The 22463-nt window shown below is 70.0% G+C and carries 24 protein-coding genes; 12 read left to right on the plus strand and 12 right to left on the minus strand.

The features are described 5' to 3' along the window. Positions 1-57 precede the first annotated feature (57 nt). From CFB35_RS32095 to CFB35_RS32115, 5 genes are all read right to left on the minus strand, one after another. A complete protein-coding gene (locus CFB35_RS32095; protein WP_089466158.1) occupies positions 58-1635 on the minus strand; it encodes a cytochrome c in 1578 nt (525 codons plus the stop codon). After that, complete coding sequence (locus CFB35_RS32100) at positions 1626-2033, minus strand: cytochrome C oxidase subunit I (protein ID WP_089466159.1); 408 nt, start codon at positions 2031-2033, stop codon at positions 1626-1628. Before CFB35_RS32100 ends, CFB35_RS32095 begins: the two co-directional genes overlap by 10 nt. Next, entirely contained in the window at positions 2030-4654 is a 2625-nt protein-coding gene (gene ctaD / locus CFB35_RS32105) for a cytochrome c oxidase subunit I (protein WP_089466244.1), read from the minus strand. Before ctaD ends, CFB35_RS32100 begins: the two co-directional genes overlap by 4 nt. A 13-nt stretch (positions 4655-4667) precedes the next feature. Further along, positions 4668-5723, minus strand: coding sequence for a cytochrome c oxidase subunit II (gene coxB, locus CFB35_RS32110; protein ID WP_089466160.1), 1056 nt, complete (start codon positions 5721-5723; stop codon positions 4668-4670). A gap of 466 nt (positions 5724-6189) precedes the next feature. After that, on the minus strand, positions 6190-8025 hold the full coding sequence (locus CFB35_RS32115; RefSeq protein WP_089466161.1) for a thiamine pyrophosphate-requiring protein: 1836 nt from the start codon (positions 8023-8025) through the stop codon (positions 6190-6192). 280 nt (positions 8026-8305) lie between these two features. Here CFB35_RS32115 and CFB35_RS32120 point away from each other — a divergent pair, with 280 nt between their 5' ends. From CFB35_RS32120 to CFB35_RS32140, 5 genes are all read left to right on the plus strand, one after another. Further along, positions 8306-8689 (plus strand): DUF305 domain-containing protein, encoded by a 384-nt coding sequence (locus tag CFB35_RS32120; protein ID WP_059575094.1) that lies wholly within the window; start codon positions 8306-8308, stop codon positions 8687-8689. Positions 8690-8816: 127 nt separating this feature from the next. Further along, positions 8817-9557 (plus strand): FRG domain-containing protein, encoded by a 741-nt coding sequence (locus CFB35_RS32125; RefSeq protein ID WP_089466162.1) that lies wholly within the window; start codon positions 8817-8819, stop codon positions 9555-9557. A gap of 161 nt (positions 9558-9718) precedes the next feature. Next, positions 9719-10240 carry a low affinity iron permease family protein gene (locus tag CFB35_RS32130; protein ID WP_059575098.1) on the plus strand — a complete coding sequence of 174 codons (522 nt, stop codon included), beginning with the start codon at positions 9719-9721 and terminating at the stop codon, positions 10238-10240. Positions 10241-10405: 165 nt separating this feature from the next. Then, entirely contained in the window at positions 10406-10885 is a 480-nt protein-coding gene (locus CFB35_RS32135) for a BON domain-containing protein (protein ID WP_059575229.1), read from the plus strand. Between the two features lie 112 nt (positions 10886-10997). After that, positions 10998-11480 carry a hypothetical protein gene (locus tag CFB35_RS32140; protein ID WP_059637317.1) on the plus strand — a complete coding sequence of 161 codons (483 nt, stop codon included), beginning with the start codon at positions 10998-11000 and terminating at the stop codon, positions 11478-11480. Here the strand turns inward: CFB35_RS32140 and CFB35_RS32145 are convergent. After that, positions 11455-11961: an NUDIX hydrolase gene (locus CFB35_RS32145; RefSeq protein WP_373453033.1), complete on the minus strand. Its 507-nt coding sequence runs from the start codon at positions 11959-11961 to the stop codon at positions 11455-11457. The two genes, CFB35_RS32140 and CFB35_RS32145, sit on opposite strands and share 26 nt — an antisense overlap. A gap of 176 nt (positions 11962-12137) precedes the next feature. After that, the gene (locus tag CFB35_RS32150; RefSeq protein WP_059575106.1) at positions 12138-12338 is read right to left on the minus strand and encodes a hypothetical protein; all 201 of its coding nucleotides are present in this window, start codon (positions 12336-12338) and stop codon (positions 12138-12140) included. Positions 12339-12496: 158 nt separating this feature from the next. Between CFB35_RS32150 and CFB35_RS32155 the strand changes: the two genes are divergently transcribed. The 3 genes from CFB35_RS32155 to CFB35_RS32165 all read left to right on the plus strand — a co-directional run bounded on the left by CFB35_RS32155 (position 12497) and on the right by CFB35_RS32165 (position 17196). Next, entirely contained in the window at positions 12497-13888 is a 1392-nt protein-coding gene (locus tag CFB35_RS32155) for an HlyD family secretion protein (protein WP_059898202.1), read from the plus strand. Between the two features lie 85 nt (positions 13889-13973). Continuing rightward, on the plus strand, positions 13974-15566 hold the full coding sequence (locus tag CFB35_RS32160) for a DHA2 family efflux MFS transporter permease subunit (protein WP_089466163.1): 1593 nt from the start codon (positions 13974-13976) through the stop codon (positions 15564-15566). A 1-nt stretch (position 15567) separates the two neighbouring features. Further along, complete coding sequence (locus CFB35_RS32165; RefSeq protein ID WP_089466164.1) at positions 15568-17196, plus strand: efflux transporter outer membrane subunit; 1629 nt, start codon at positions 15568-15570, stop codon at positions 17194-17196. Between the two features lie 67 nt (positions 17197-17263). Here the strand turns inward: CFB35_RS32165 and CFB35_RS32170 are convergent, their stop codons facing one another. Then, positions 17264-17974 carry a response regulator gene (locus CFB35_RS32170; protein ID WP_089466165.1) on the minus strand — a complete coding sequence of 237 codons (711 nt, stop codon included), beginning with the start codon at positions 17972-17974 and terminating at the stop codon, positions 17264-17266. 580 nt (positions 17975-18554) lie between these two features. On the opposite strand from CFB35_RS32170, the gene CFB35_RS32175 reads away from it, so the two are divergent. Beyond that, the gene (locus CFB35_RS32175) at positions 18555-18887 is read left to right on the plus strand and encodes a hypothetical protein (RefSeq protein ID WP_089466166.1); all 333 of its coding nucleotides are present in this window, start codon (positions 18555-18557) and stop codon (positions 18885-18887) included. A 23-nt stretch (positions 18888-18910) separates the two neighbouring features. Continuing rightward, positions 18911-19132 carry a hypothetical protein gene (locus tag CFB35_RS32180; protein WP_059575116.1) on the plus strand — a complete coding sequence of 74 codons (222 nt, stop codon included), beginning with the start codon at positions 18911-18913 and terminating at the stop codon, positions 19130-19132. A 22-nt stretch (positions 19133-19154) separates the two neighbouring features. Here the strand turns inward: CFB35_RS32180 and CFB35_RS32185 are convergent, their stop codons facing one another. The 3 genes from CFB35_RS32185 to CFB35_RS32195 all read right to left on the minus strand — a co-directional run bounded on the left by CFB35_RS32185 (position 19155) and on the right by CFB35_RS32195 (position 20600). Continuing rightward, positions 19155-19721 (minus strand): GNAT family N-acetyltransferase, encoded by a 567-nt coding sequence (locus CFB35_RS32185; protein WP_089466167.1) that lies wholly within the window; start codon positions 19719-19721, stop codon positions 19155-19157. Between the two features lie 328 nt (positions 19722-20049). Then, complete coding sequence (locus CFB35_RS32190) at positions 20050-20271, minus strand: hypothetical protein (RefSeq protein ID WP_059575120.1); 222 nt, start codon at positions 20269-20271, stop codon at positions 20050-20052. Between the two features lie 65 nt (positions 20272-20336). Beyond that, the gene (locus CFB35_RS32195) at positions 20337-20600 is read right to left on the minus strand and encodes an HPr family phosphocarrier protein (protein ID WP_059575122.1); all 264 of its coding nucleotides are present in this window, start codon (positions 20598-20600) and stop codon (positions 20337-20339) included. A gap of 359 nt (positions 20601-20959) precedes the next feature. Here CFB35_RS32195 and CFB35_RS32200 point away from each other — a divergent pair, with 359 nt between their 5' ends. Both CFB35_RS32200 and CFB35_RS32205 read left to right on the plus strand, forming a co-directional pair. Then, positions 20960-21313 carry a zinc ribbon domain-containing protein YjdM gene (locus CFB35_RS32200; RefSeq protein ID WP_006498247.1) on the plus strand — a complete coding sequence of 118 codons (354 nt, stop codon included), beginning with the start codon at positions 20960-20962 and terminating at the stop codon, positions 21311-21313. A 67-nt stretch (positions 21314-21380) separates the two neighbouring features. Then, positions 21381-22217, plus strand: a complete 837-nt coding sequence (locus tag CFB35_RS32205; RefSeq protein WP_089466168.1) for a spermidine synthase — start codon at positions 21381-21383, stop codon at positions 22215-22217. A 44-nt stretch (positions 22218-22261) separates the two neighbouring features. Here CFB35_RS32205 and CFB35_RS32210 read toward each other — a convergent pair whose 3' ends face one another. Next, on the minus strand, positions 22262-22447 hold the full coding sequence (locus CFB35_RS32210) for a ribbon-helix-helix protein, CopG family (RefSeq protein WP_059575126.1): 186 nt from the start codon (positions 22445-22447) through the stop codon (positions 22262-22264). Positions 22448-22463 lie beyond the last annotated feature (16 nt).

Below are 22463 nucleotides of genomic sequence, written 5' to 3' on the forward strand. Positions count from 1 at the left end.
GGTAGCGCCGGAGCCTCTGATCGGCATCGTTCGGGAAGCCCTGCATGCGGCACGCGACTACCGATGGATCGCTCGCCGCAACCGCCTCACATCCTGCTCCGACACCGGCGCCGCCCGATTCCCCCACGCGCCGCGCACGTAACTGACCACCGCCGCGATTTCTCCGCTCGTCAACGTGCCGCGCATCGCCGGCATCCGCTGCACGGGGCCGTTTTCACCCGGCGCCGGCCGAGCGCCTTCGACGACGATCCGGATCGTGCTCGTCGGATCGGCGGCCAGCACGACCGAACTGCTCGCGAGCGCCGGCCCGTGATCGCGCACGCCCGTGCCGTCCGCACCGTGGCAACGTGCACAGAACCCCGCATACACACCGGCCCCGGGCGCTTGCTGGCCGCCTTCCGGGCGCGGGCCGGCGGGCGTCAACCGCGGCACGCCGACGCCCAGCGGATTCGTCGCGGCGGTCGGTTGCGCGGGCAACGATTTGAGGTACACGGCGATCGCCCGACGATCGTCCTCCGTCAGCAATGCAGTGCTTTCTCCGACGACCGGGGCCATCGCGCCGAACACCGAGCCGCGCGCCGCATGGCCGCTGCGCAGGAACGCGGCGATGTCGTCGGTCGACCAGCGGCCGAGGCCGTCCGGGTCCGCGCCGGTCAGGTTCGGCGCGAACCAGTGATCGTTGATACCGCCGGTCAGGAACGCGGGGCTGCGTTCGTCGTAGCCGCGTTCGTTGTAGGCCGGCCCGCGCGGCGTATGGCATGCGCCGCAATGGCCGAGCCCCTGCACGAGATAGGCGCCGCGATTCCATTGCGCTGATTGCGACGGCTGAGGCGTGAACCGGTCGCGGTTCGCGAACGCGAGGCTCCACAGCCCGAGGGCCCAGCGCTGGTTGAACGGAAACGGCAGTTGCGTGAGCTTCGCCGCGTTCGGGGAAGGCGCGACGCCGCGCATGAAATACGCGTACAGCGCGCGCACGTCGTCGTCGGTCAGGTGCGCGAGCGACGGGTACGGCATCGCCGGATACAGCCGGCTGCCGTCCGCGCGCACGCCGCGCCGCAACGCGTCGTCGAACTGGCGCAGCGTGTAGTGGCCGATCCCGTGCGTCGGGTCCGGCGTGATGTTCGGCGCATAGATCGGCCCGAACGGCGAATTCACCGGCTGGCCGCCCGCGTACGGCGTATGGTCGGCCGCGTCGTGGCACGCGGCGCAATCGCCGGCCAGCGCGAGATAGCGGCCGCGCGCGATCGTCGCGGCGTCGGCGCTTGCGGCGGCCGCGGCAATGACCGGGCGGCGGGCGGTCGACGCGGAAGCGGAGTCCGGCGGCGGGGCGGAAGCGCCGGACGCTGCCGAATTGGCGACACTCGCCTCCCGCTTGCGTGAAAGCCGCGGATCCTCTCTCGCACGAGCGGACATCGACGCACCGGCATCGGCCGCCGACGCGTGAATCCGCACGAACCGCCAGCCCGACGCGGGCTCGGGCGCTTCGGCCGCCGACGCGCCGCCGCCCGTATCGCCGGCTGCCGCTGCGTTGTCGTCGGGCTGCATGTCGCACGCGCCGAGCATGACACACAGCGCGAGCGCGACACCCGCACGGCGGCCGGGCACGCAGCACGAAGCGAACGAGATCAGCGCCATGGACTGCAAGGCCCCACGAAAGCCGTGACGATTCCCGTGAACACGAGACCGATCACGAAGCCGAGCGCGGCGAGCATTCCGCAGCGCGCGAGAAAGCGCGTACTGTCGTCGCGCGTCACGGCGGGCGCATCGGCATCGCGTCGATATCGGTGCCGCCACGCCCGCGCGAGCCACGTCGCGCAGGCCGCGGCCAGTGCGAACGCGCCCGCGGCGATCAGTGCGAGCCACACGCCGACGTGCGTCCAGCGCGGCGCGGCCTGCGCGACGCCGAGCGGGTAGCATGCGGTGGACGCGAGCGTCTCGGACACGAGCATCTGCGCAAACCACAGCGCGGGCGCGCCGACGATGCCGGCCGCGATCGCGAGCAGCGGGGTCCACGCGCGTCGGGCGTCGCTCATCCGGTGCTCCTCAGCCAGAACGGCGATACGTACAGCGCGGTGAAGATGAACAGCCACACGATGTCGACGAAGTGCCAGTAGAGCCCGCCGACCGTCAGCGCGACGCGTCGCTCGCGGCTGAAGAAACCGGCGGCCGTCCACCCCGCGAGCAGCGCGAGGATCGCGAGGCCGGCCACGACGTGCGCGAGATGGAACCCGGTGATCGTGAAATAGAGGCTGCCGTACAGGTGCGCGGTCGGGCCATACGGATGGTCGCGCCATTCGTGAAGCTGGACCAGCGCGAACGCGGTGCCGAGCACCAGCGCGACGACGAGCATCGCGACCGCGCGGGCCTGCCGCTCGGCCCGCACCGCGCGCTCGGCGAGCCACACGAACACGCTGCTCGACAGCAGCACGACCGTGTTGACGGCCGCGAGCCCGATCTTCGGCATCCCTTCGGGCGGCCACGGCGCGGACCATTGCGACTGCAGGTAGAAATAGCAGAACAGCAGATAGCCGAACAGCCCGGCCTCGGTCACGATCAGCGTGAGCACGCCCCACCAGCCGCCCGCGCGTTCGCCGCAACTGCCGACAGGCAGCGGGTCGATGCAGGCGGCCGGCGCGCCGGCCGGCACCGCGGCCGACGGCGGTTCGGCGGCTGCGGCAGGCGTCTGCGTGTTCGCGCGGGCGGGCAGGTGAGCACGTTGCCCGAGCGCGCGGCGCGGCCACAGCCACACGGCGGTGGCGACCGCGCAACCGGCCGCGGCCACGCACACGAGCGTTGGCGAGCGCACGAGCATCGCCGCGAACACGGCGGTCGCCAGCAGCGCGAGCACGAACGGCACGCAACTGTCGTCGGGCATCTTCAGGATCGCGCTCGGCGCCGCGGCGAGCGGCGTGACCGCGAGCGCCTCGCGCCCGTGTGCGAGCCGGTAGCCGACCCGCAGGCTGGTGCGCGTCGGATCGTCGCGCGTTTCCCACAGCGGATGCCGCGACGCGACGAGCGGCAGCACCGCGAAGTTGTACACGGGCGTCGGCGACGCGACCGACCACTCGAGGCCCGCCGCGCCCCACGGATTGTCGCCGGCGCGCACGCCGCGCCGTGCGCTCACCAGCGCGTTGACGACGAACATCACGATGCCGATCCCGAACACGAACGAGCCGATCGTCGTCAGCAGGTTCGACGTGTCCCAGCCCATTCCAGATGGATACGTATAGATGCGGCGCGGCATTCCGAGCAACCCGGAAACGTGCATCGGGAAGAAGCCGAGGTTGAAGCCGATCAGCACGACCCAGAAGGTCCAGCGGCCGAACCGCTCGTTCATCATCCGCCCGGTGAACTTCGGGAACCAGTACGCGACGCCGCCGAGCACCGGGAACACGTTGATGCCGAGCAGTACGTAATGCAGGTGCGCGACGACGAAGTACGTATCGGTGAGCTGCCAGTCGAGCGGCACGGCCGCCGTCATCACGCCCGACACGCCGCCGATCACGAACATCAGCACGAAGCCCGCGAAATACAGGAACGGCGTGCGAAACACGGGGCGGCCGGTCCAGATCGTCGCGATCCACGCGAACACCGCGACAGCGCTCGGGATCGAGATCAGCATGCTCGCGGCGCCGAAGAACGCGAGCGCGAGCGGCGCGATACCGGTCGCGAACATGTGGTGGACCCACACCTCGAAGCCGATCAGCATCGTCGCCACCGTCGATACCGCGACGGCCTCGTACGCGACGAGCGGCCGCCGGCAGAAGGTCGGTAGCGCGTCCGACACGATCCCCATCGCCGGCAGCACGACCACGTACACCCACGGATGCGCGAACATCCAGAACAGGTGCTGCCACAACAGCGGCCGGCCGCCATGCGCGACGTCGAAGAAGTGCGTGCCCGCATTGCGGTCGAGCCACAGCAGCAGGAACGCGAGGCTCACCGACGGCACCGCCACCAGGTTCGCGACCGACGCGGTCAGCGTGCCCCACACGATGATCGGCACGCGGTCGATCGACATGCCGTGCGCGCGCATCCGCAGCAGCGTGACGACGAAGTTCGCGGCGCCGCCGGTCGTCGAGATGCCGAGCAGGATCATCCCGAGCGCATAGATGTCGATGTTCGCGCCGGCGCTGTAGTCGAGCGACGTGAGCGGCACGTAGTTGAACCAGCCGCCGTCCGGCACCGCGCCGAGCGGAAAGCTCGCGTACAGGAACAACCCGGCGAACAGGAACGACCAGTACGAGAACGCGTTCAGCCGCGGGAACGCCATGTCGCGCGAGCCGAGCATCAGCGGCCACAGGTAGTTCGCGAAGCCCGACAGCACCGGCAGCGCGTACAGGAAGATCATCGTGACGCCGTGCATCGTGAACAGCGAATCGTATTGCGCGGGCGTGAGCAGCGTCGCGTTCGGTCGTGCGAGCTGGATGCGCATCACGAGCGCCTCCACGCCGCCGAGCAGCAGGAACGCGAACGCGGTGACGATGTAGCGCAGCCCGATGCGCTTGTGATCGACGGTGCCGAGCCAGCCGCGCCAGCCGGGTTCCGATTCCCACAACTCGGCCAGCGCGCGCTCGTGCGCGGAACCGGGCGGCGCTTCGCCGAGATCGGGTACGCGGTTGAGCGGGGCCGGCGTGTCGCGGGCAATGGCCATCGGCATCCTCGATTCAGTGCAGCGTCGCGAGATACGCGGCGAGATCGTCGGCGTCGCGCGGCGCGAGCGCGATCGACGGCATCAGCGACTGCGGCTTGATCTGCTGCGCATGCGCGACCCAGCGGTGCAGGTTGTCGGGCGTGTTGTCGAGCGTGCCGGCCGCGAGCAGCCGACGCATGCCGACGTGCGTGAGATCGGGGCCCGCGTCGCCGGCCGCGTCGGTGCCGCGCACCGCGTGACAGCCCGCGCAGCGCGCGGCGAACACGCGCTGGCCGCGGCGTTCGGCGCTCGCCGCGGGGGCCGGAGCCGGTTGGCGCTGCGCGGCGAGCCACGCACGGAACGCGGCCGGCGGCTCGGCCACGACTTCGAACGCCATGTGCGCGTGCTGCGCGCCGCAGTATTGCGAGCACTGCCCGCGATAGACGCCCGGCCGGTCGGCCTGCAGCCATTGGCGATTGGTCTGGCCGGGTATCGTCTGCGTCTTGCCGGCGAGTTGCGGCACCCAGAACGCGTGGATCACGTCGGCGCTCTTCAGTTCGATTGCGATGGGTTCGCCTACCGGAATATGGATCTCGTTCGCCGTGACGAAGCCGGCCCCGTCAATATCGTCCGGATAACGCACGGCCCACCACCAGTCTTGCGCGGTCACGGTGATCGTCAGCGCGGGCGGACGCGGCGGCGCCGCGACGGCACCCAGCACCCGCAGCATGTAGACGAGCGCGCCGAACAGCAGCACGATCGAGATCGCGGTGCCCACGGTCACGATCGTCAGCCCGCTGCCGTGGCCGGCGCCCGCGTGCGCGCGACGGCGAAACAGCGCGATCAGCAGCAGCACCGCGATCGCGACGCAGACGAACGTGCACAGCGCGAGCAGCGCCCAGCCGAGCACGAAGACCGGCTGCGCCGCAGGGCCGGCCGCGTGCACGACGTACGCGAGCGGCAGCGGCGCGGACGGATTGCCGGGCTCGGCAGGCGCGGCGGCCGCGCGCGCGACGATCGGCACGATCGTCCACGCGACCGGTGCGATCCATGCGGCATGACGGGTTTTCAGGAACGGCGGAACGGGCAACGCGACTCCTTGCCGGGTTGGGCGGCATGACGACGGCCGTTCGCGGCGGAGCAAATTTCATGCGCACGCGGCTCGCACGCATGCGGCTGTGGAAGGGCGGGATGACGTGCACGACGGCCGGCGCGTTACAGCCGGCTTGTAAATTGGGCGGTCATTCACGTCGCCGAACGCGCTTTTCCGCGGCCGGCTTCCGGCTCGTGCAGGTGTACCGGATACAGTGGCGCGACGACGACGCGCACGCGCTGTTCGAACGGCCACTCGGCGTGCGTGACGATGTCGGGCTGCGATCCGAGGAATACGACGTGAGGGCGCGGCGCATGTGCGGGATTTCCCGCTCACACTCGCGCAAGTCAGGCGTCGTAACCGCGGTGCTCGGCGGTGCTCGGCGGTGCTCGGCGGTGCTCGCACGGCCGGGCGACGGGCGAGACGACGCCGACATCGGCCAGCACCGTCCCGCGCGCTTGCCTTACGATTCGCCTTTCCCTTCCTTGCCGCGCTTGTCGCCGTGTTCGCCGTTGCCGGGCAGCACGGCCGACAGCACCTGCCGCGCGGTCTCGACGATCACGTTCGCTTCACGCGGGTCGCCTTTCGCCAGCGTTTCGGCAAAATGCTTCGCCTGCTGCAGCGTCACGTGCGGCGGCAGCGGCGGCACCTCGGGGTCGCTCTTCACTTCGAGCACGACCGGTCGGTCGGACGCGAGCGCTTCGTCCCACGCGGCGCCGAGCTGTTCCGGATCGTCGACGTAGATGCCCTTGAGGCCGAGGAGGGTCGCGAAGCGGTAGTACGGCACGTTCGGGATCTGCTGCGACGCGTCGAACTTCGGGTCGCCCTCCATCACGCGCTGCTCCCACGTGACCTGGTTCAGGTCCTCGTTGTTCAGCACCATGCAGATCCAGCGCGGGTCGGGCCACTGGCGCCAGTATTTCGCGACCGTGATCAGCTCGGCCATGTTGTTCATCTGCATCGCGCCGTCGCCGACCATCGCGATCACCGGGCGCACCGGGTGCGCGAACTTCGCGGCGATCGCGTAAGGCACCGCGGCGCCCATCGACGCGAGGCCGCCGGACAGCGATCCCATCATCCCGCGCCGCATCATCAGGTCGCGCGCATACCAGTTCGCGCAGGAGCCCGAATCGCTCGTCAGGATCGCGTCGTCGGGCAGGCGCGGCGACAGCTCGGTGAACGCGCGTTGCGGATTCACACCGCGGCCCGCGCTGGCCTTCGCGGCCGCGCGGGCGGCGAGCGTCTCGCGCCAGTCGCGGTTCCATTTCGCGATCCGGTCGCGCCATGCGGTGTCGCGCCGCTCGTTCAGGAGCGGCAGCAGCGCGCGCAGCGTCTCGGCGCTGTCGCCGACCAGATTGACTTCCATCGGATAGCGCAGGCTCAGCATGTCGGCCTTCAGGTCGATCTGCACGCCGCGCGCCTGGCCTTCCTTCGGCAGGAACTCCGAATACGGAAAGCCGGAGCCGACGACCAGCAGCGTGTCGCATTCGGTCATCAGCTCGTAGCTGGGCTTCGTGCCGAGTAGCCCGATCGAGCCGGTGACCCACGGCAGGTCGTCCGGCAGCGCGGCCTTGCCGAGCAGCGCCTTCGCGGCGCCGGCGCCGAGCCGGTCGGCCACCGCGATGACTTCGTCGGTCGCCTTCAGCGCGCCGGCGCCGACCAGCAGCGCGACTTTCGATCCCGCATTGAGCACGTCGGCCGCGCGCCGCAGGTCGTCCGCGTACGGGACGACTTTCGGCGCCGTATAGCCGACCCCTGAATGCACGGTGCCGTGCGCGCGCTTCGGCGGCGCGTAGTCGAGCTCCTGCAGGTCGTTCGGCAGCACGAGCGCGGTGACCGTGCGCGCGCCGAGCGCGGTGCGCACCGCGCGGTCGACTAGGTGCCGCACCTGGCCCGGTACCGTCGCAAGCTGAACGAATGCGCCCGCAACGTCCTTGTAAAGGGCCGGCAGATCCACTTCCTGCTGATAGTGGCCGCCGAGCGCCGCGCGTGCCTGCTGGCCGACGATCGCGAGCACGGGCATGTGGTCGAGCCGCGCGTCGTACAGGCCCGTCACGAGGTGCGTGGCGCCGGGGCCCGAGGTCGCGACGCATACGCCGAGCTCGCCTGTAAATTTTGCATGCGCGGACGCCATGAAGGCCGCCATCTCCTCGTGGCGCGCCTGGATGAATTCGATCTTGCCGTCCGCGCGGTTCAGCGCGCCGAAAAAGCCGTTGATGCCGTCGCCCGGGTAGCCGTAGATGCGGCGCACGCCCCAGTCGTACAGCCGCTGGACGATGAAATCCGCCACTGTCGCCATGCCGTTTCTCCTTGGTTCGGGATGAGCCGATGCGGGGCTGCCGCGCAAGGCACGTGCCGCGCCGCGTGCGTCGGGCACGGCGGTTGCACGCGGCATCCGCGAGCAACGAGCAAGCTGACCGGAGCGCAACGATGGCCGCATTCGCACGCTGGTCGCGCCCGGCGACGCGCGTGCGTGGTGGCGGTAACGCGGGTCGCGCGGCCTCAGCCGTTTCAATGCGTGCGAACGAAAGGGGGATGACGCACGCGGACCGTTCACTTTCTTGTCGAGGATTCGTCTCATGCGTGCATTCAACCGTTCATCCATACGCCGTTGTGCCGCCAGCGCGCTGCTCGCGGCGTGCGCGTCGGCGCTGCCCGCGGCCGCACAGTTGCGCCCGGCCAATCCGGTCAGCGTGCCCGACACGTCCACGCAGGCGTTCAAGCGCGCCGACCGAAAAATGATGGAAGCGATGGAAAGCGCGCCGTACACGGGCGACGCCGACCGCGATTTCGTCGCGCACATGGCGCCGCATCACCAGGGCGCGATCGACATGGCGCAGGTCGAACTCAAATACGGCAAGGATCCGACGCTGCGGCAACTCGCGAGCCGGATCGTCGCCGCGCAGCGCGACGAGATCGCGTTGATGGAGCGCTGGCAGAAGGAGCACGGCAGCACGCCGTGAACCGCGATGCGAGACGGCGATACGCGGGCGACCGTACCGGTGGTTCCGCATCCGGCAAGCGGCGACGTCGGACGCGCGCCGAGCCGATGGCCGCGTGTACGGGCAGGCACGGCGGGAGGCGCGATGCATGGACGGTAAGCGCGAGAGCACAGGCCGCTCGATCGACAGCGTCGCCGACTACATGACCGTGATCGGCGGGCAGCGGCAGACGATGGCGTTGCGGCTTTTTCGCGGCCAGTGCAATGCCGGCTGGCCGCTCGCGCCGGGCATCGCGCGGCAGCACGCGTCGCCCGACGTCGAAGCGCGGATGCTCGATGAATTCACGCGGCGCGCGCTGCCGCATCTCGAACCCGGGCAGAACCTCGAGGCATGCGACTGGCTCGCGCTCGCGCAGCAGCACGGGATGCGCACGCGCCTGCTCGACTGGTCCGGCAACGCGCTGGCCGCGCTGTGGTTCGCGGTCAGGCGCGCGGGCGAATCGGGCGGCGACGGCGTGGTGTGGTGCCTGTCGCACGACGCCGAAGACATCGCGACCGCCGCGGACCGGCGCGCGCCGCTGGAGGTCACGCGCACCAAGGTGTTCCGGCCGCGTCACGTCATGCCCAGGATCACCGCGCAGGACGGCTGGTTCACGATTCACCGTTATGACGCGCGCGGCGGGCGCTTCGTGCCGCTCGACGAGGACGCGGATCTCGCCGGCCGCCTCGTGCGCATCGCCGTGCCGGGCGCCCGGTTCGCGTCGATCCGGCAGGAGCTTGCCGGCGTCGGCGTGAGCATCGCGACGATCTTTCCGGATCTCGACGGCATCGCTCAACTGACCGACACGCGCTATTTCCCGGACGACGAGGACACGCACGCACCGCGCTAAAGCCGGCGCTGCACGGGCGTACGGGGCGGGCACGCGCGATGCTTCTCCCGACGGCGCGCACGCGGGACCGAACCCCGAGCGGCCGCTGGCGTGCGGTTCGCGGCGGGCGGCGACGCGGCTCATGCGCACATTCAAACAGACTATCGATCCGGGAGGCATTCATGCGCGAACTCAACGAACCACCGAGCGACCGTCGCGGCACGGCGTGCAAGCGCGGCGCCGGTTCCGGGCCGGCCGGGCACGCCGTTACCCGTGCGTTCGAACGTTTTGCGTCGCGCGTGACCACCTGGGCCGGCTCGCCGGTCGCATTCGGCAGCGCGGTCGCGATCACTGCGATATGGCTCGTGAGCGGGCCGGTGTTTCACTACTCGGACGCGTGGCAGCTCGTCATCAATACCGGCACCACGATCATCACGTTTCTGATGGTGTTCCTGCTGCAGCGCAACCAGAATCGCGACAGCGTGGCGTTGCACCTGAAGCTCGACGAACTGCTCGCCGTCACGCGCGCGGCGAGCGACCGGCTGATCGGGATCGAGGATGCGTCCGAGGAAGAATTGCGCGCGTTGGCGCAGACCTACGTCGAAATGGCGCAGCGCGCGGCCGAGCGCGGCGACGACGAGCCGGGCGGAAAACGGGCGGAAGCGGCCGACACGAAAACGGCCGACACGCCGCCCGAATCCTGATCTCGCGATCGAGCGATGCGCGGCCCGATGATTTTTCAAACGCTTGTCGTTTCCGGCGCCGCATCGCGGCGCGACGGCTCGTTCGCGCCGCTCGCGGCGGGGAACGGCACGTGCTGCATGCCGACACGAAGCCCGGTCGTTCCGGGTATAGCCCAGGGTGCCGCCATGAACTCCAGAGTCCCGTCGAATCCGTTGTTGAATCTTGCGGTGGCCGTCGCCTGCGGGGCGGCCGCGATGTACTTCCTCGATCCTGCGTCCGGCCGGCGCCGCCGCGCGTATCTGCGCGACAAGGCGGCCGCGGGCCGGCACGACGTGGCCGATTATGCGAATACGCAGGTGAAGCGGGCGGCCGACCATGCGCGCGGCGCGATCGCCGGGCTGCGGGCCGACTGGCTCGCGGGCGACGCGAACGACGTACAGGTCGCCGAGCGCGTGCGTGCGGCGCTCGGCCGGCTCGTCGCTCGCCCGCGCGACATCGACGTGAGCGTCGAGCGCGGCAACGTGTGCCTGACCGGACAGGTCGACGAGGCCGAACGGCAGGCGCTGATCGACGGTGTCGCCGCGCTGCATGGCGTGCATCGCGTCGAGGACGCGATGGGCGCGCGCAGCGAATACAAGGCGCCGACCGACGGTCATTCGCAGTGACGCGGCCGCGGCTGACCGCCCCGGCGGGGGCCGGTGAACGAGTACGACCTGCATTCGGCGCACGCACGGCTGCCGGAACGACGGCAGCCTGGCGCCTCAACCGGAGCCACCCATGACCGAACGCCAGCCTCCCGACACGACGTCCGCGCATCCGGAGCCGGGCGCGCACGACGCGCTCGAACATCTGCTCGGCAGCCTGCATCGGCACGGCTTCCTGCGCTTCGCGAACGAGGTCGTCAGCGCGAACGCGCGGCTGGCCGACACGTTCGTCGACGCGCTCGACAAGCCCGGCATGCAGAGCGGCATGCAGAATCTCGCGATGCTCGTGACGGCGCTCTCGCGCATTCCGCCGGAACAGTTCGGCCGCGCCGCGTTCGCGGCGGCCGACGCGCTGCATCACGTCGGCGCATGGCAACCGGCGCAGCACCCGCACGTCGCGCCCGGCGTTCGCGGCGTCTACCGCTTGCTGCACGACGAGGCGCTGTGGGATGCATTGACGCCGCTGCTCGAAGGGCTGAAGGTCTTCGCGCAAGGGCTTGCGCGCGATCCGCAGCCGCCCGTCGCCGGGCTCAGCGAGACGGCGAAAGACGCGTGACCGCGCCCGGCCGCGGATCGCTCGCCACGCACAGGCCCGCGAACTGACGGATGATGCGCTGCGTCGGCGCGCTCGCCGGCCAGTGCGGCACCGCGTCGATGCCGACCCAGCGGCACAGCGCGATTTCCCGGCCCGGGCAAGCGTGCGCGCCGCGCGGCAGGCTCGCGACGAACACGTGATGACGCTTCACGCTGCCGTCCACGTAGAAGAAATACGCGAGTTCGAGACCGGTGAGCCCGGTTTCCTCGCGAAGTTCGCGATGCGCGGCGTCGAGCGCCGATTCGCCGCGCCGGATCACGCCGCCGGGCAGCGTCCAGCGCGACGATCGCCCGCGGGCGACCAGCAGCACGCGCCGGTTGCGATGGCAGACGATCGTGGCGCGTTCCTTCGCCAGCGGCGCGAGCGGTACCGCGCGAACGGGGAAATCGGACGGGTCGGGTAGCGTCATGCAGGGCACGCGGCAGATGGGCGAAAGATCCATGCGCCCCCTGCCGCAACGTGCGTTCCCGCTTCGCTGTCGCATGTGCCCTCGTGCGAGTGTTTCGGGCCCGCTGGCCGGCCTTCGTCCGCGATTTTTCAACGGCTTGTCATTTCTGCCGCCGCCCGCTGCGGCCGTTTCGCGCGAGCGGGACGGCGGTATGGCGCGACGCGCGTCGATCACGCGTCGCCGCGTTCGGCAGAGGGCGTGCGACGCGGCGGCGCCCCGCTTGGCGGTGCGGCCGGCTTGCCTTCGGCCGGGTCGTGCGCGCTGCGCGGCGGTGGTGTGGCGGTGCCGCGGCGCTTGCCTTCGGGGCCGGGCGTGCTGTCGCCGCGATCTTCGTCGCGTGTGTCGGTGTCGAGCGGGGTCGAGCGTGTCATGGTTCGCGAGTCCTGTCGGGGCGGTCGAGGCGTACACGTCGCGCATCGCGCATGCCGCGGTGGACGACGCGCGTTGCCGGGCCCGCTGTTTGCTCGATCGCGCGCTTGAGGTCGGCGCGGGCAATGGCGCCCGCGGCCGCCGCCTGGAGCCCCGTTTCATGTCCGATGCGATCCTGTGCCCGTGGTCCGTTCGTGAGCGATCTTGCGTCGCGCTGCGGCGCGCGTCGACACCCGGACGGCGCGGCACCGGCGCGCCGGACGCGTTCGCGCCGGCGGTGGCCGGCGTCGTACTGTCGACGCCGCTGCCTACCCGCTGGCCTGCCGTCGTCGCCCGCGCGGGCGACGACCCGTCCGGCGGCGGCAGCGGCTCGGGAGCGGCGCCGGGCCGCAACGGCGAGCACCCGACCGACGCGCCGGGCGGCGGTGGCGGCGACGGCCATCCGCACGACGATCGCGGCGGCCGCACCGGCGGCGACGGAGACGGGGACGGCAACAACGGCGAAGGCGAACGCAAGCGGCCCAGTAAGAAAACGCTGATCATTCTCGGCGCGGTGCTGGTCGTGCTGCTCGTCGGCGGGCTCGTCTGGTGGCTCGCGACGCGCAACCAGGAAAGCACCGACGATGCGTACACCGACGGCAACGCGATCGCGGTCGCGCCGCACGTGTCCGGCTACGTGACGCGGCTCGCGGTCGACGACAACAGCTTCGTGCGGCGCGGCGACGTGCTCGTCGAGATCGATCCGCGCGACTACCGCGCGCAGGTCGACGCGGCGCAGGCGCAGCTCGGTCTCGCACAGGCGCAGCTCGACGCGGCGCGCGTGCAGCTCGATATCGCGCGTGTGCAGTATCCGGCCCAGTATCGGCAGGCGCGCGCGCAGATCGAGTCGGCGGAAGCCGCGTACCGGCAGGCGCTCGCCGCGCAGGCGCGGCAGCGGGCGGTCGATGCGCGCGCAACTTCCCAGCAGGCGATCGATGCGGCCGACGCGCAACGTGCGACCGCCGACGCGAACGTCGCGATGGCCCAGGCGCAGGCGCGCACCGCGAGCCTCGTGCCGCAGCAGATCCGGCAGGCCGAGACGGCCGTCGAGGAACGCCGCCAGCAGGTGCTGCAGGCGCGCGCGCAGCTCGAGACGGCCAACCTCAACCTGTCGTACTGCGAGATGCGCGCGCCGTCCGACGGCTGGGTCACGCGGCGCAACGTGCAATTGGGCTCGTTCCTGCAAGCCGGCACGTCGATCTTCTCGATCGTCACGCCGCGCGTGTGGATCACCGCGAATTTCAAGGAGTCGCAGCTCGAACGGATGCGCGTCGGCGATCGCGTCGACGTGTCGGTCGACGCGTATCCCGATCTCGACCTGCATGGCCACGTCGACAGCATCCAGCTCGGCAGCGGCTCGCGCTTCTCCGCGTTCCCGGCCGAGAACGCGACCGGCAACTTCGTGAAGATCGTGCAGCGCGTGCCGGTGAAGATCGTGCTCGACGGCCCGCTGCCGACCCGTCCGCCGCTCGGTCTCGGCCTGTCGGTCGAGCCGACCGTCCATCTGAAATGACCGGCCGCCGTGCCGCGGCCGGCGTCGACCGGAGCGATCCGATGCCCGATACCCGCATGCCGTTCCCGCCTCGCGAGGCCCGCCGATGAACCGGCCGCCCGACCGCGGCGGCGCGTCCGGCGGCGCATGGCGCCCCGCCGCGAACCCGTGGCTCATCGCGATCGTCGTCACGCTCGCCGCGTTCATGGAGGTGCTCGACACGACGATCGTCAACGTCGCGCTGCCGCACATCGCCGGCACGATGTCGGCGAGCTACGACGAGGCGACCTGGACGCTCACGTCGTACCTCGTCGCGAACGGCATCGTGCTGCCGATCTCGGGCTTCCTCGGGCGCCTGCTCGGCCGCAAGCGCTACTTCCTGCTGTGCATCGCCGCGTTCACCGTGTGCTCGTTCCTGTGCGGCGTCGCGACCAACCTCGGCGAACTGATTGTGTTCCGCGTGCTGCAGGGGCTGTTCGGCGGCGGGCTGCAGCCAAACCAGCAGTCGATCATCCTCGATACGTTCCCGCCCGAGCAGCGCAACCGCGCGTTCTCGATCTCGGCGATCGCGATCGTCGTCGCGCCGGTGCTCGGGCCGACGCTCGGCGGCTGGATCACCGACCATTTCTCGTGGCGCTGGGTGTTCCTGCTCAACGTGCCGATCGGCGCGCTGACCGTGCTCGCGGTGATGCAGCTCGTCGAGGATCCGCCGTGGCGGCGCGACGCCGAACGCGGGATCTCGATCGACTACATCGGCATCGGGTTGATCGCGATCGGCCTCGGCTGCCTGCAGGTGATGCTCGATCGCGGCGAGGACGAGGACTGGTTCGGCTCGACCTTCATCCGCGTCTTCGCGGTGCTGTCCGCGCTCGGGCTGATCGGTGCGACGCTGTGGCTGCTGCGCACGAAGAAACCGGTGGTCGACCTGTCGTGCCTGCGCGACCGCAATTTCGCGCTCGGCTGCGTGACGATCGCGACGTTCGCGGCGGTGCTGTACGGCAGCGCAGTGATCGTGCCGCAGCTCGCCCAGCAGCATCTCGGCTACACGGCGACGCTCGCGGGGCTCGTGCTGTCGCCCGGCGCGCTGCTGATCACGCTCGAGATTCCGCTCGTGAGCCGGCTGATGCCGCACGTGCAGACGCGCTATCTCGTCGGGTTCGGCTTCGTGCTGCTGTGCGGCGCGCTGATCTATTCGCGCATGCTGGTGCCGGACATCGACTACAAGCACCTCGTGATGATCCGGTGCGCGCAGTCGCTCGCGATCGGCTTCATGTTCGTGCCGATCACGACGCTCGCGTACCTGACCGTGCCGCGGCGGCTCAACGACGACGCGTCCGCGCTGTTCACGATGTTCCGCAACGTCGCGGGCTCGATCGGCATCTCGGTGTCGACCGCGCTGATCCGCGAGCGCACGCAGGCGCGCATGGCGCACCTGTCCACGCACATGTCGACGCTGTCGCAGAACTTCCAGGATGCGCTGCGGGAGAACGCGCGCGCGATCGGCGCGCTGACGGGCGCGCCGCCGCCGGCCGCGTTGCAGACCGCGACCGGCCGGCTCTACGAAACGTTCGTCTCGCAGGCGACGATCCTCGCGTATATCGACGTGTTCGCGATCCTCGCGGTGTTCTGCGCGTTCAGCATTCCGCTGACGTTCCTGTTCTCGCCGGCGAAGGCCGCGCGCGGCGCGGGAGGGCATTGACATGCGCATGCGCCGCGACAATCGCAGCCACCGCCTGATTCGCCGCATCGTGTGCGGCGCGATGACGACGATCATCGCCGGCTGCACCGTCGGCCCCGATTACCAGCCGCCGCAAGCGGACGTCCCGGCCACCTGGCATGCGATGCAGGCGGACGGGCAGGCGGCGTCTCCCGCATCCGGCGTGGCCGCGCGGTCGTCGCCCACGATCGACGCCGATCCCGATCCGCGCTGGTGGCGCGCGTTCGGCGATCCGCTGCTCGACCGGCTCGTCGAGCGCGCCGCGCACGACAACCTCGACGTGCAGGCGGCCGTGCTGCGCATCGCGCAGGCACGCGCGCAGGTGCGCGCGGCCGCCGCGCAGGGCTTGCCGAACGTGCGCGCGAACGCGAGCTACCAGCGCGAGCAGCTCGGCCTGAAGGGCATCGTCGAGGAGCAGGGCATCGACCAGCGCGTCGATCGTCTCGGCGCGCCGGGCTCACCGCTCGACCGGTTCGGGCCAGGCACCGGGGCAAGCGTGCAGCAAGGTGCGCGCGGCGCGTTCGATGCCCTCGAATCGCCGGTCAACCTGTGGCAGGCCGGGTTCGACGCATCGTGGGAACTGGACCTGTTCGGCCGCGTGCGCCGCTCGGTCGAAGCGGCCGGCGCGCAGACGAGCGCCGCGGTCGCGAGCCGCGACGACGCGTTGCTGTCGCTCGAGGCCGAAGTCGCGCAGACCTATCTGCAACTGCGCGGCGCGCAAGCGCAGCGCGCGCTGGCCGACGACCTGCAACGCGCGCAGCGCGAATTGCTCGACCTGACGCGCGAGCAGGCCGCGCACGGTCTCGCGAGCGATCTCGACGTGCGCAGCGCCGACGCGCGGCTCGCGCAGATCCGCGCGCAACTGCCGCAGTTCGACCAGCAGATCGTGCTGCTGCGCAACGGTCTCGCCTATCTGGTCGGCGGCGCGCCGGGCGCGCTCGACGACTGGCTGGCCGCCCCGCGCGCGTTGCCGGCGGTGCCGCCGACCGTGCCGGTCGGCCTGCCGTCGACGCTCGCGCGCCGGCGCCCCGACATCCGCCGTGCGGAGGCCGAGCTGCATGCGGCCACCGCCGACGTCGGCGTCGCGGTCGCGCAGTTCTATCCGGACATTTCGCTGACGGGGCAGGTCGGCCTGCGCGCGTCGCACGTGCGCGAGCTCGCGCACTGGTCGCATCTGTTCTACGCGTTCGGGCCGGCCGTGTCGCTGCCGATCTTTTCCGGCGGCGCGCTCGTGTCGAACCTGCGGCTGTCGCAGGCGCGCCAGGCCGAAGCGGCGCTCGCTTACCGGCAAGCCGTGCTCGTCGCGCTGCGCGACGTCGACAATGCGCTGGCCGTGTACCGCACCGACCAGGCGCGCGCGGCCGCGCTCGACGACGCGGTGAAGGCCGAACAGGGCGCGCTGGACCTCGCGCGCGATCGCTACCGGAAGGGCCTGTCGCCGTTCCTCGACGTGCTGGATGCCGAGCGGCAATGGTCGGAGGGCCGGCAGCAGGCCGAGCAGGGCGCGTTGCAGACGACCACCGATCTCGTCGCGCTGTACAAGGCGCTCGGCGGCGGCTGGCAGGCGGGGCCGGCCGCGAATGAGGATACCGGCACGGCGCGCGCGCAGTAGCCTCGCGCGCGCGGCGGGCATCGGGTGCCGCGCTCGCGCAACGCCGTCCGTCGGCCCGCGCGCGGCCTCAATCCCATGCGTGCTTGCTGAACTGATAGCCCCTGGAGCGGATGGTCTTGATCCGTTTCGGTTCGTTCGCGTCGTCGCGCAGCTTGCGGCGCAGCTTCGAGATGCGGCCGTCGATCGAACGATCGAGGCCGTCGAACGCGATGCCGCGCAGCAGCAGCGTCAGGTCTTCCCGGCTCACCACCTCGCCCGCGCGGCACACGAGGGCCCACAGCAGATCGAATTCCGTCGACGTCAGGCGCGGCATGCTGCCGTCGGGCAGATGCACGCGGCGATCGGCCCGGTCGATCGAGAACTTGCCGAACACGTATCGCTGCGGCGAAGCCTGCACGGCGTCGCCCGCCGGCACGCGCGTGCGCCGCAACTGCGCCTTGATTCGCGCGAGCAGCAGACGCGGTTCGAGCGGCTTGCGGAGAAAATCGTCCGCGCCCAGTTCCAGGCCGAGCAATTCGTCGAACGGCTCGTCGCGACCCGTCACCATGATCACGATGCCGTCGTACTGCATGCGCGCCGCGCGGCAGATCTCGAAGCCGTCCTTGCCCGGCAGGTTGACGTCGAGCAGCACCACGTCGGGGCGGCTCGCGACGATCGCCGCTGCCGCGCCGGCGCCGTCGCACAGCGTGTCCACCTGGTAATGATGCGTGCGCAGGTACTCGGCGATCAGCGCGGACAGCGGGGCGTCGTCTTCGACGATCAGGATTCGGATGGGCATCGCTAAACGAAGGGGCAAAACGGGAAGGTGGCGAGCGGTCAGGCCCAGTCCGAGCGTGTCGTGGCCGAAGCGACGTGGATGATACTGCGCAACATTCCGATGGAATGTGGGGAAATCTGGATCGTTCGGTGAGCTTATCTGCGCGCCAATCGCCGCCATCGAAGGAAACGCGCGGGGCGAGCGACGCGGGGCCGCGCGTGAGGCTGAAACGGTTCGATGCGAGAGTCGGCGCGGCGCTCGGGACGATGCGCGCCCGCGCATCCGTCAGACGAAAACGTTTGCGCCACTTCGACGCCGCGCACCGTTCCCGCACCGCCCGACACCACGCCAGGCAAGGTTAGTCGACATATCATTACAAAATATTACCGACGTCGCCGCGTTCCGCTCCCTACAATCCACACACCTGATCCGCGCGTCGCGCATTGCGCCTGTTTCGCGATCGTATCGGCTACCGGTCTCGGCGAAGCGTCGAGTCATGTCGCTCACGTGACGAACCGGATGCGCGCGAGTCGGGTCGCCGCCGCGCCGGCTCCGATGGGCAGTCGGGCGGATGCTATCGATTACTGACGGGGGAAGCGAAATGACGCCGTTGCAAGTCGTCCAGAGTCTCGACGCACTCACGCATGCGATCGAAGCGGCGGTGGCGCGCGCCGACTGGAGCGAGGCCGTTCGGGCCGCCGAGACGCGTTCGGCGTTCATCGTTGCGCTTGCACCCGATCAACCGGACGAGGTCGTGTCGGCGCTGATGAAAGTGCAGGAGATCGATGTCCGGATTTCCACCGTCGCGCGCGACACGCTCGAGGCGCTCGTCGCGGAGGGCTGGATGGCGCTGCACGCAGCCCGCACGGCAACGAACGCGCTGAGGGCGCGGCAGCGGTCGCTCGATGCCGGCGCCGCGGCCACGCGACACTGAAATCCGTTTCATTTGGTGATGGCATGAAATTCAGAGAACGCGCCAGTCAGGTCGATGCAACACGGTGGTTCGCCGAGGGCGACCATGAACGGGTAGAGCGCCGTCACGGCCTGTGGGCGATCGCGACGCCGGAAGGCTGGCGATCCGTGAAGCCGGGCGACTGGATCGTGCGCGACGAATCCGGCAACTGCTGGCCGATGGACGACGGCCTCTTCATGCATCGCTACGAACCGGTCGCCGACTGACTCGGCCGCCGGTTCGACGCGCCTACCGGCGCTTGCGTGAAAACATCAATGAATCGGCGTCGTTGAAGCGGATGCGCCGCGGCTCGCCGTACCCGGCTTTCTCCGCGACCCGGATCGACGCGACATTCGTCGGCGCGATCAGACACACGCTGCGCTCGAACCGCTGTTGCGCGTCGAGCCATGCGAGCGCGGCCGCGAGCGCCTCGGTCGCATAGCCGTTGCCTTGCGCCCACGTCGCCAGCGCCCAGCCGGCTTCCGGCACGCCGCGGATCGGCGGGTCGATGTTGCGGTGGAAATCCGCGAAGCCGAGATCGCCGACGTAACGCCCCGACGCCTTTTCGCGAATCGCCCAGTAACCATAGCCGAGCAGCGGCCACAGCCCGCGATACGCGAGCATGCGCATCCACGAGTCGCGCGGCGTGGAAGGCGTGCCGTTGAAGATGTGCGCGACGACGCCCGGTTCCGCCCACATCGCGGCGAGTGCGTCGAAGTCCCCGAGCGGGTGGCCTTCAAGGATCAGACGGGGCGTGTCGAGAACGGGCGGAGACGAGACGGGGGGCACGGCGCTGAATGTCATCGGGCGTTCCATGAGGAAGGGGCGGCGACGCAGGGCGCCGCGCTCGGGTCTCGTACGATACCGCGTAAACGGCGACGTGGACGCAATTCCCCACCCGCATCGAGGCATGCGACCGCATCGCGCGGACGGCCGGCGGTGCCCGCATGGACCGGCTCGCGTGACGACGTCGCGGTCGGGTGCATCGCGCGGGGCGTTCGACGAATGCGTCCGTTCGTGGCCGTGTGGCAAACGCCTGTAGCGAACCCCGACCGCGGCGAGCGGTCGGCCTGCTTCCTGACGGTGGTCATCGGCACGCCCGCGTGCTGCGCGCAATGCGGGATCGCGCCCGTGCCGGATGGCGTTACTTGCGGCTTTTCAGGAACGAGCGCCCTTCGGCCGTGATCGATGCGCCGGAGCGGCCGTGCGGAGGATGGCTGACGAACCCGGCGTTGACGAGCTCCCGCGCGATCGACCAGCCGAGCGCCGGCGCATCGCGGCCGTAGCGAACATCGGCGAGGCGTTCGAGCGCCCAGATCGCGGAGGCCGACAGGTTGGGGGTGTTGGACGTGAGCGTATCGTTCATGGCTTCCTCGGGAAATGGCGTTTCGGGGTGGGCGGCACACGGCCGGACGGGAGGAGGTGCAAGCATCAGCTTGCCTGCAACAACGGCAGCAGCGCGTGCAGCGCCGCTTCCTCGTCGGGGCCGGTGGCGAGCACCTGGGCCGACGTGCCGCCGTGAACCTGCAGCGACGCGATCGCGCCGCTGTCTTTTGCGTTGCTGCCGTGCCCGTTCGCGATCAGCTGGATGTCGCTGTCGAAGCGGCGTGCCGCGTCGACGGTCGCATCGCGCGCGGCGCGGCCGCGATTGCGGTTCCATGCGGGGCCGATTTCAACGTACACAACGGTTGCCACGATGCTGGAAAGCCTCCGGACAAGTGGGCGGGGCGGCGCGCGACATGCAGGGTTACGCACGTGTAGCGGACATCGGGCGGCTGGCATGTCACGAATTCCCGCAGGGGCGCGGGTGCCGGCCGGGTGCATTGTACGCGCCATTCGGCGCGAACATGCCGACATCCGCTGCAAAGGCGTATTCAAATTCGCGGATTGTCGGAAAGTGGGGGATTATAATGCATCGGCCAGATCATGTGAATTACATTATAATGCCGTGTGCGCCGATGCCGGCCCGCGGCGTTGCCGGCGGGCGAGTCTCGGCGTAGCCGGGCGCGCAACCTGCTCGCCCGGCATCGTCGACCGACCCGAACTCCTCCCGAATGGAAGCTGCAATGAATGCCCCCGCCTGCCCGCAATGCGCGATGGAAAACACTTACCCCGACGGCGCGCTGACCGTGTGCGCGGACTGCGGCCACGAATGGTCGGCCGACGCCGGCGCCGAGGCCGGTGACGAACCGGCGGGCGACGTCGTCAAGGACGCGAACGGCAACGTGCTGTCGGACGGCGATTCGGTCGTGCTGATCAAGGACCTGCGCGTGAAGGGTTCGTCGATCACGCTGAAGATGGGCACCAAGGTCAAGAGCATCCGGCTCGTCGGCGGCGATCACGAAGTCGACTGCAAGACCGACATGGGCGGCTTCATGCTGAAGGCGTGCTACTTGAAGAAGGTCTGAGCGCACGGTCAGGCGACCGTTGCATCCGCGTTTTCAGCCGCTGTCTTTTTCATTCGACTACCCGCACATGGCCGAGGATCGCACTGCCTACGACGCGTTCGTCAGGTTCCTGGCGACGCCGCTGAACGACGGCCGGCCGTTCGTGCTGGAGACGCAGCACGCGGTCTCGCTGCACTTCGATCATTTCGGCACCCAGAGCTTCATGTCGCTGCATGATCCGGTGCGGCTCGCACTCGGTTATACGCGCGTGATGATGGGCTTCCTGCTGCTGCAGGCCGAGCCCGCACACATCTGCATGCTCGGGCTCGGCGGCGGGTCGCTCGCGAAGTACTGCTACCGCCACCTGCCCGGCACGGCGATCGATGCGGTCGAGATCAATCCCGACGTGATCGCGCTGCGCGACACGTTCAGGATTCCTGCCGACGATGCGCGCTTCACCGTGGTGTGCGCCGACGGCGCGGATCATCTGGAGCGGGCGGACGTCCGCACGGACGTGATCCTGCACGATGCGTTCGTCGCCGACGGCATGCGCGGCCGCTGTACGGGTGCCACTTTTCTCGATGCGTGCCGCGCACGCCTGAGCGAATCCGGCGTGCTCGCGATCAACTTCATGGACGACGATCCGGCGTTGCCGCAGCACCTCGAGCAGTTGCGATCGGTATTCGGTTCGTCGTATGCGCTGGTGCCGTGCGGCGACGACAACAACTTCGTTGCATTCGCATGGAAGGACGGCAGCCGGTTGCCGTCGTTGCGTATCCTGCTGGAGCGGGCGCTCGCGTGCCCGCAGGCCGGTGAACTGAAGCTGGCCGCCACCGCGAGACGCATGAAGCACGGCGAGGGCATCGATTCGCGGCGGCTGGTCTGGCGCGCGCAGTCGCACGAACGTTGGGAGATCGGCGCGTAGCCGTACCGAGAGGGGCGGGCCGCGCTCGGCCTGTGCGGCCGTGCTTACTTCACGCGCTTGCCGATCGCGCTGCGGGTCTTGTACGTGACGCCGTGCCGGTCGAGATAGTCGCGGATCAACTGCCGCACGACTTGCGACGGCGTAAGATCCTGCTCCGCGCAGAGCATCTCGAAGGCTTCCTTCTTCGCGGGATCGATCAGGACGGTCAGGCGGGCGGTTTTCGTTTCCATGACGGGGCGAGGGTGG

Source organism: Burkholderia sp. AU16482, assembly GCF_002223285.1.
In the GTDB taxonomy this organism is placed as follows: Bacteria; Pseudomonadota; Gammaproteobacteria; order Burkholderiales; family Burkholderiaceae; genus Burkholderia; species Burkholderia semiarida.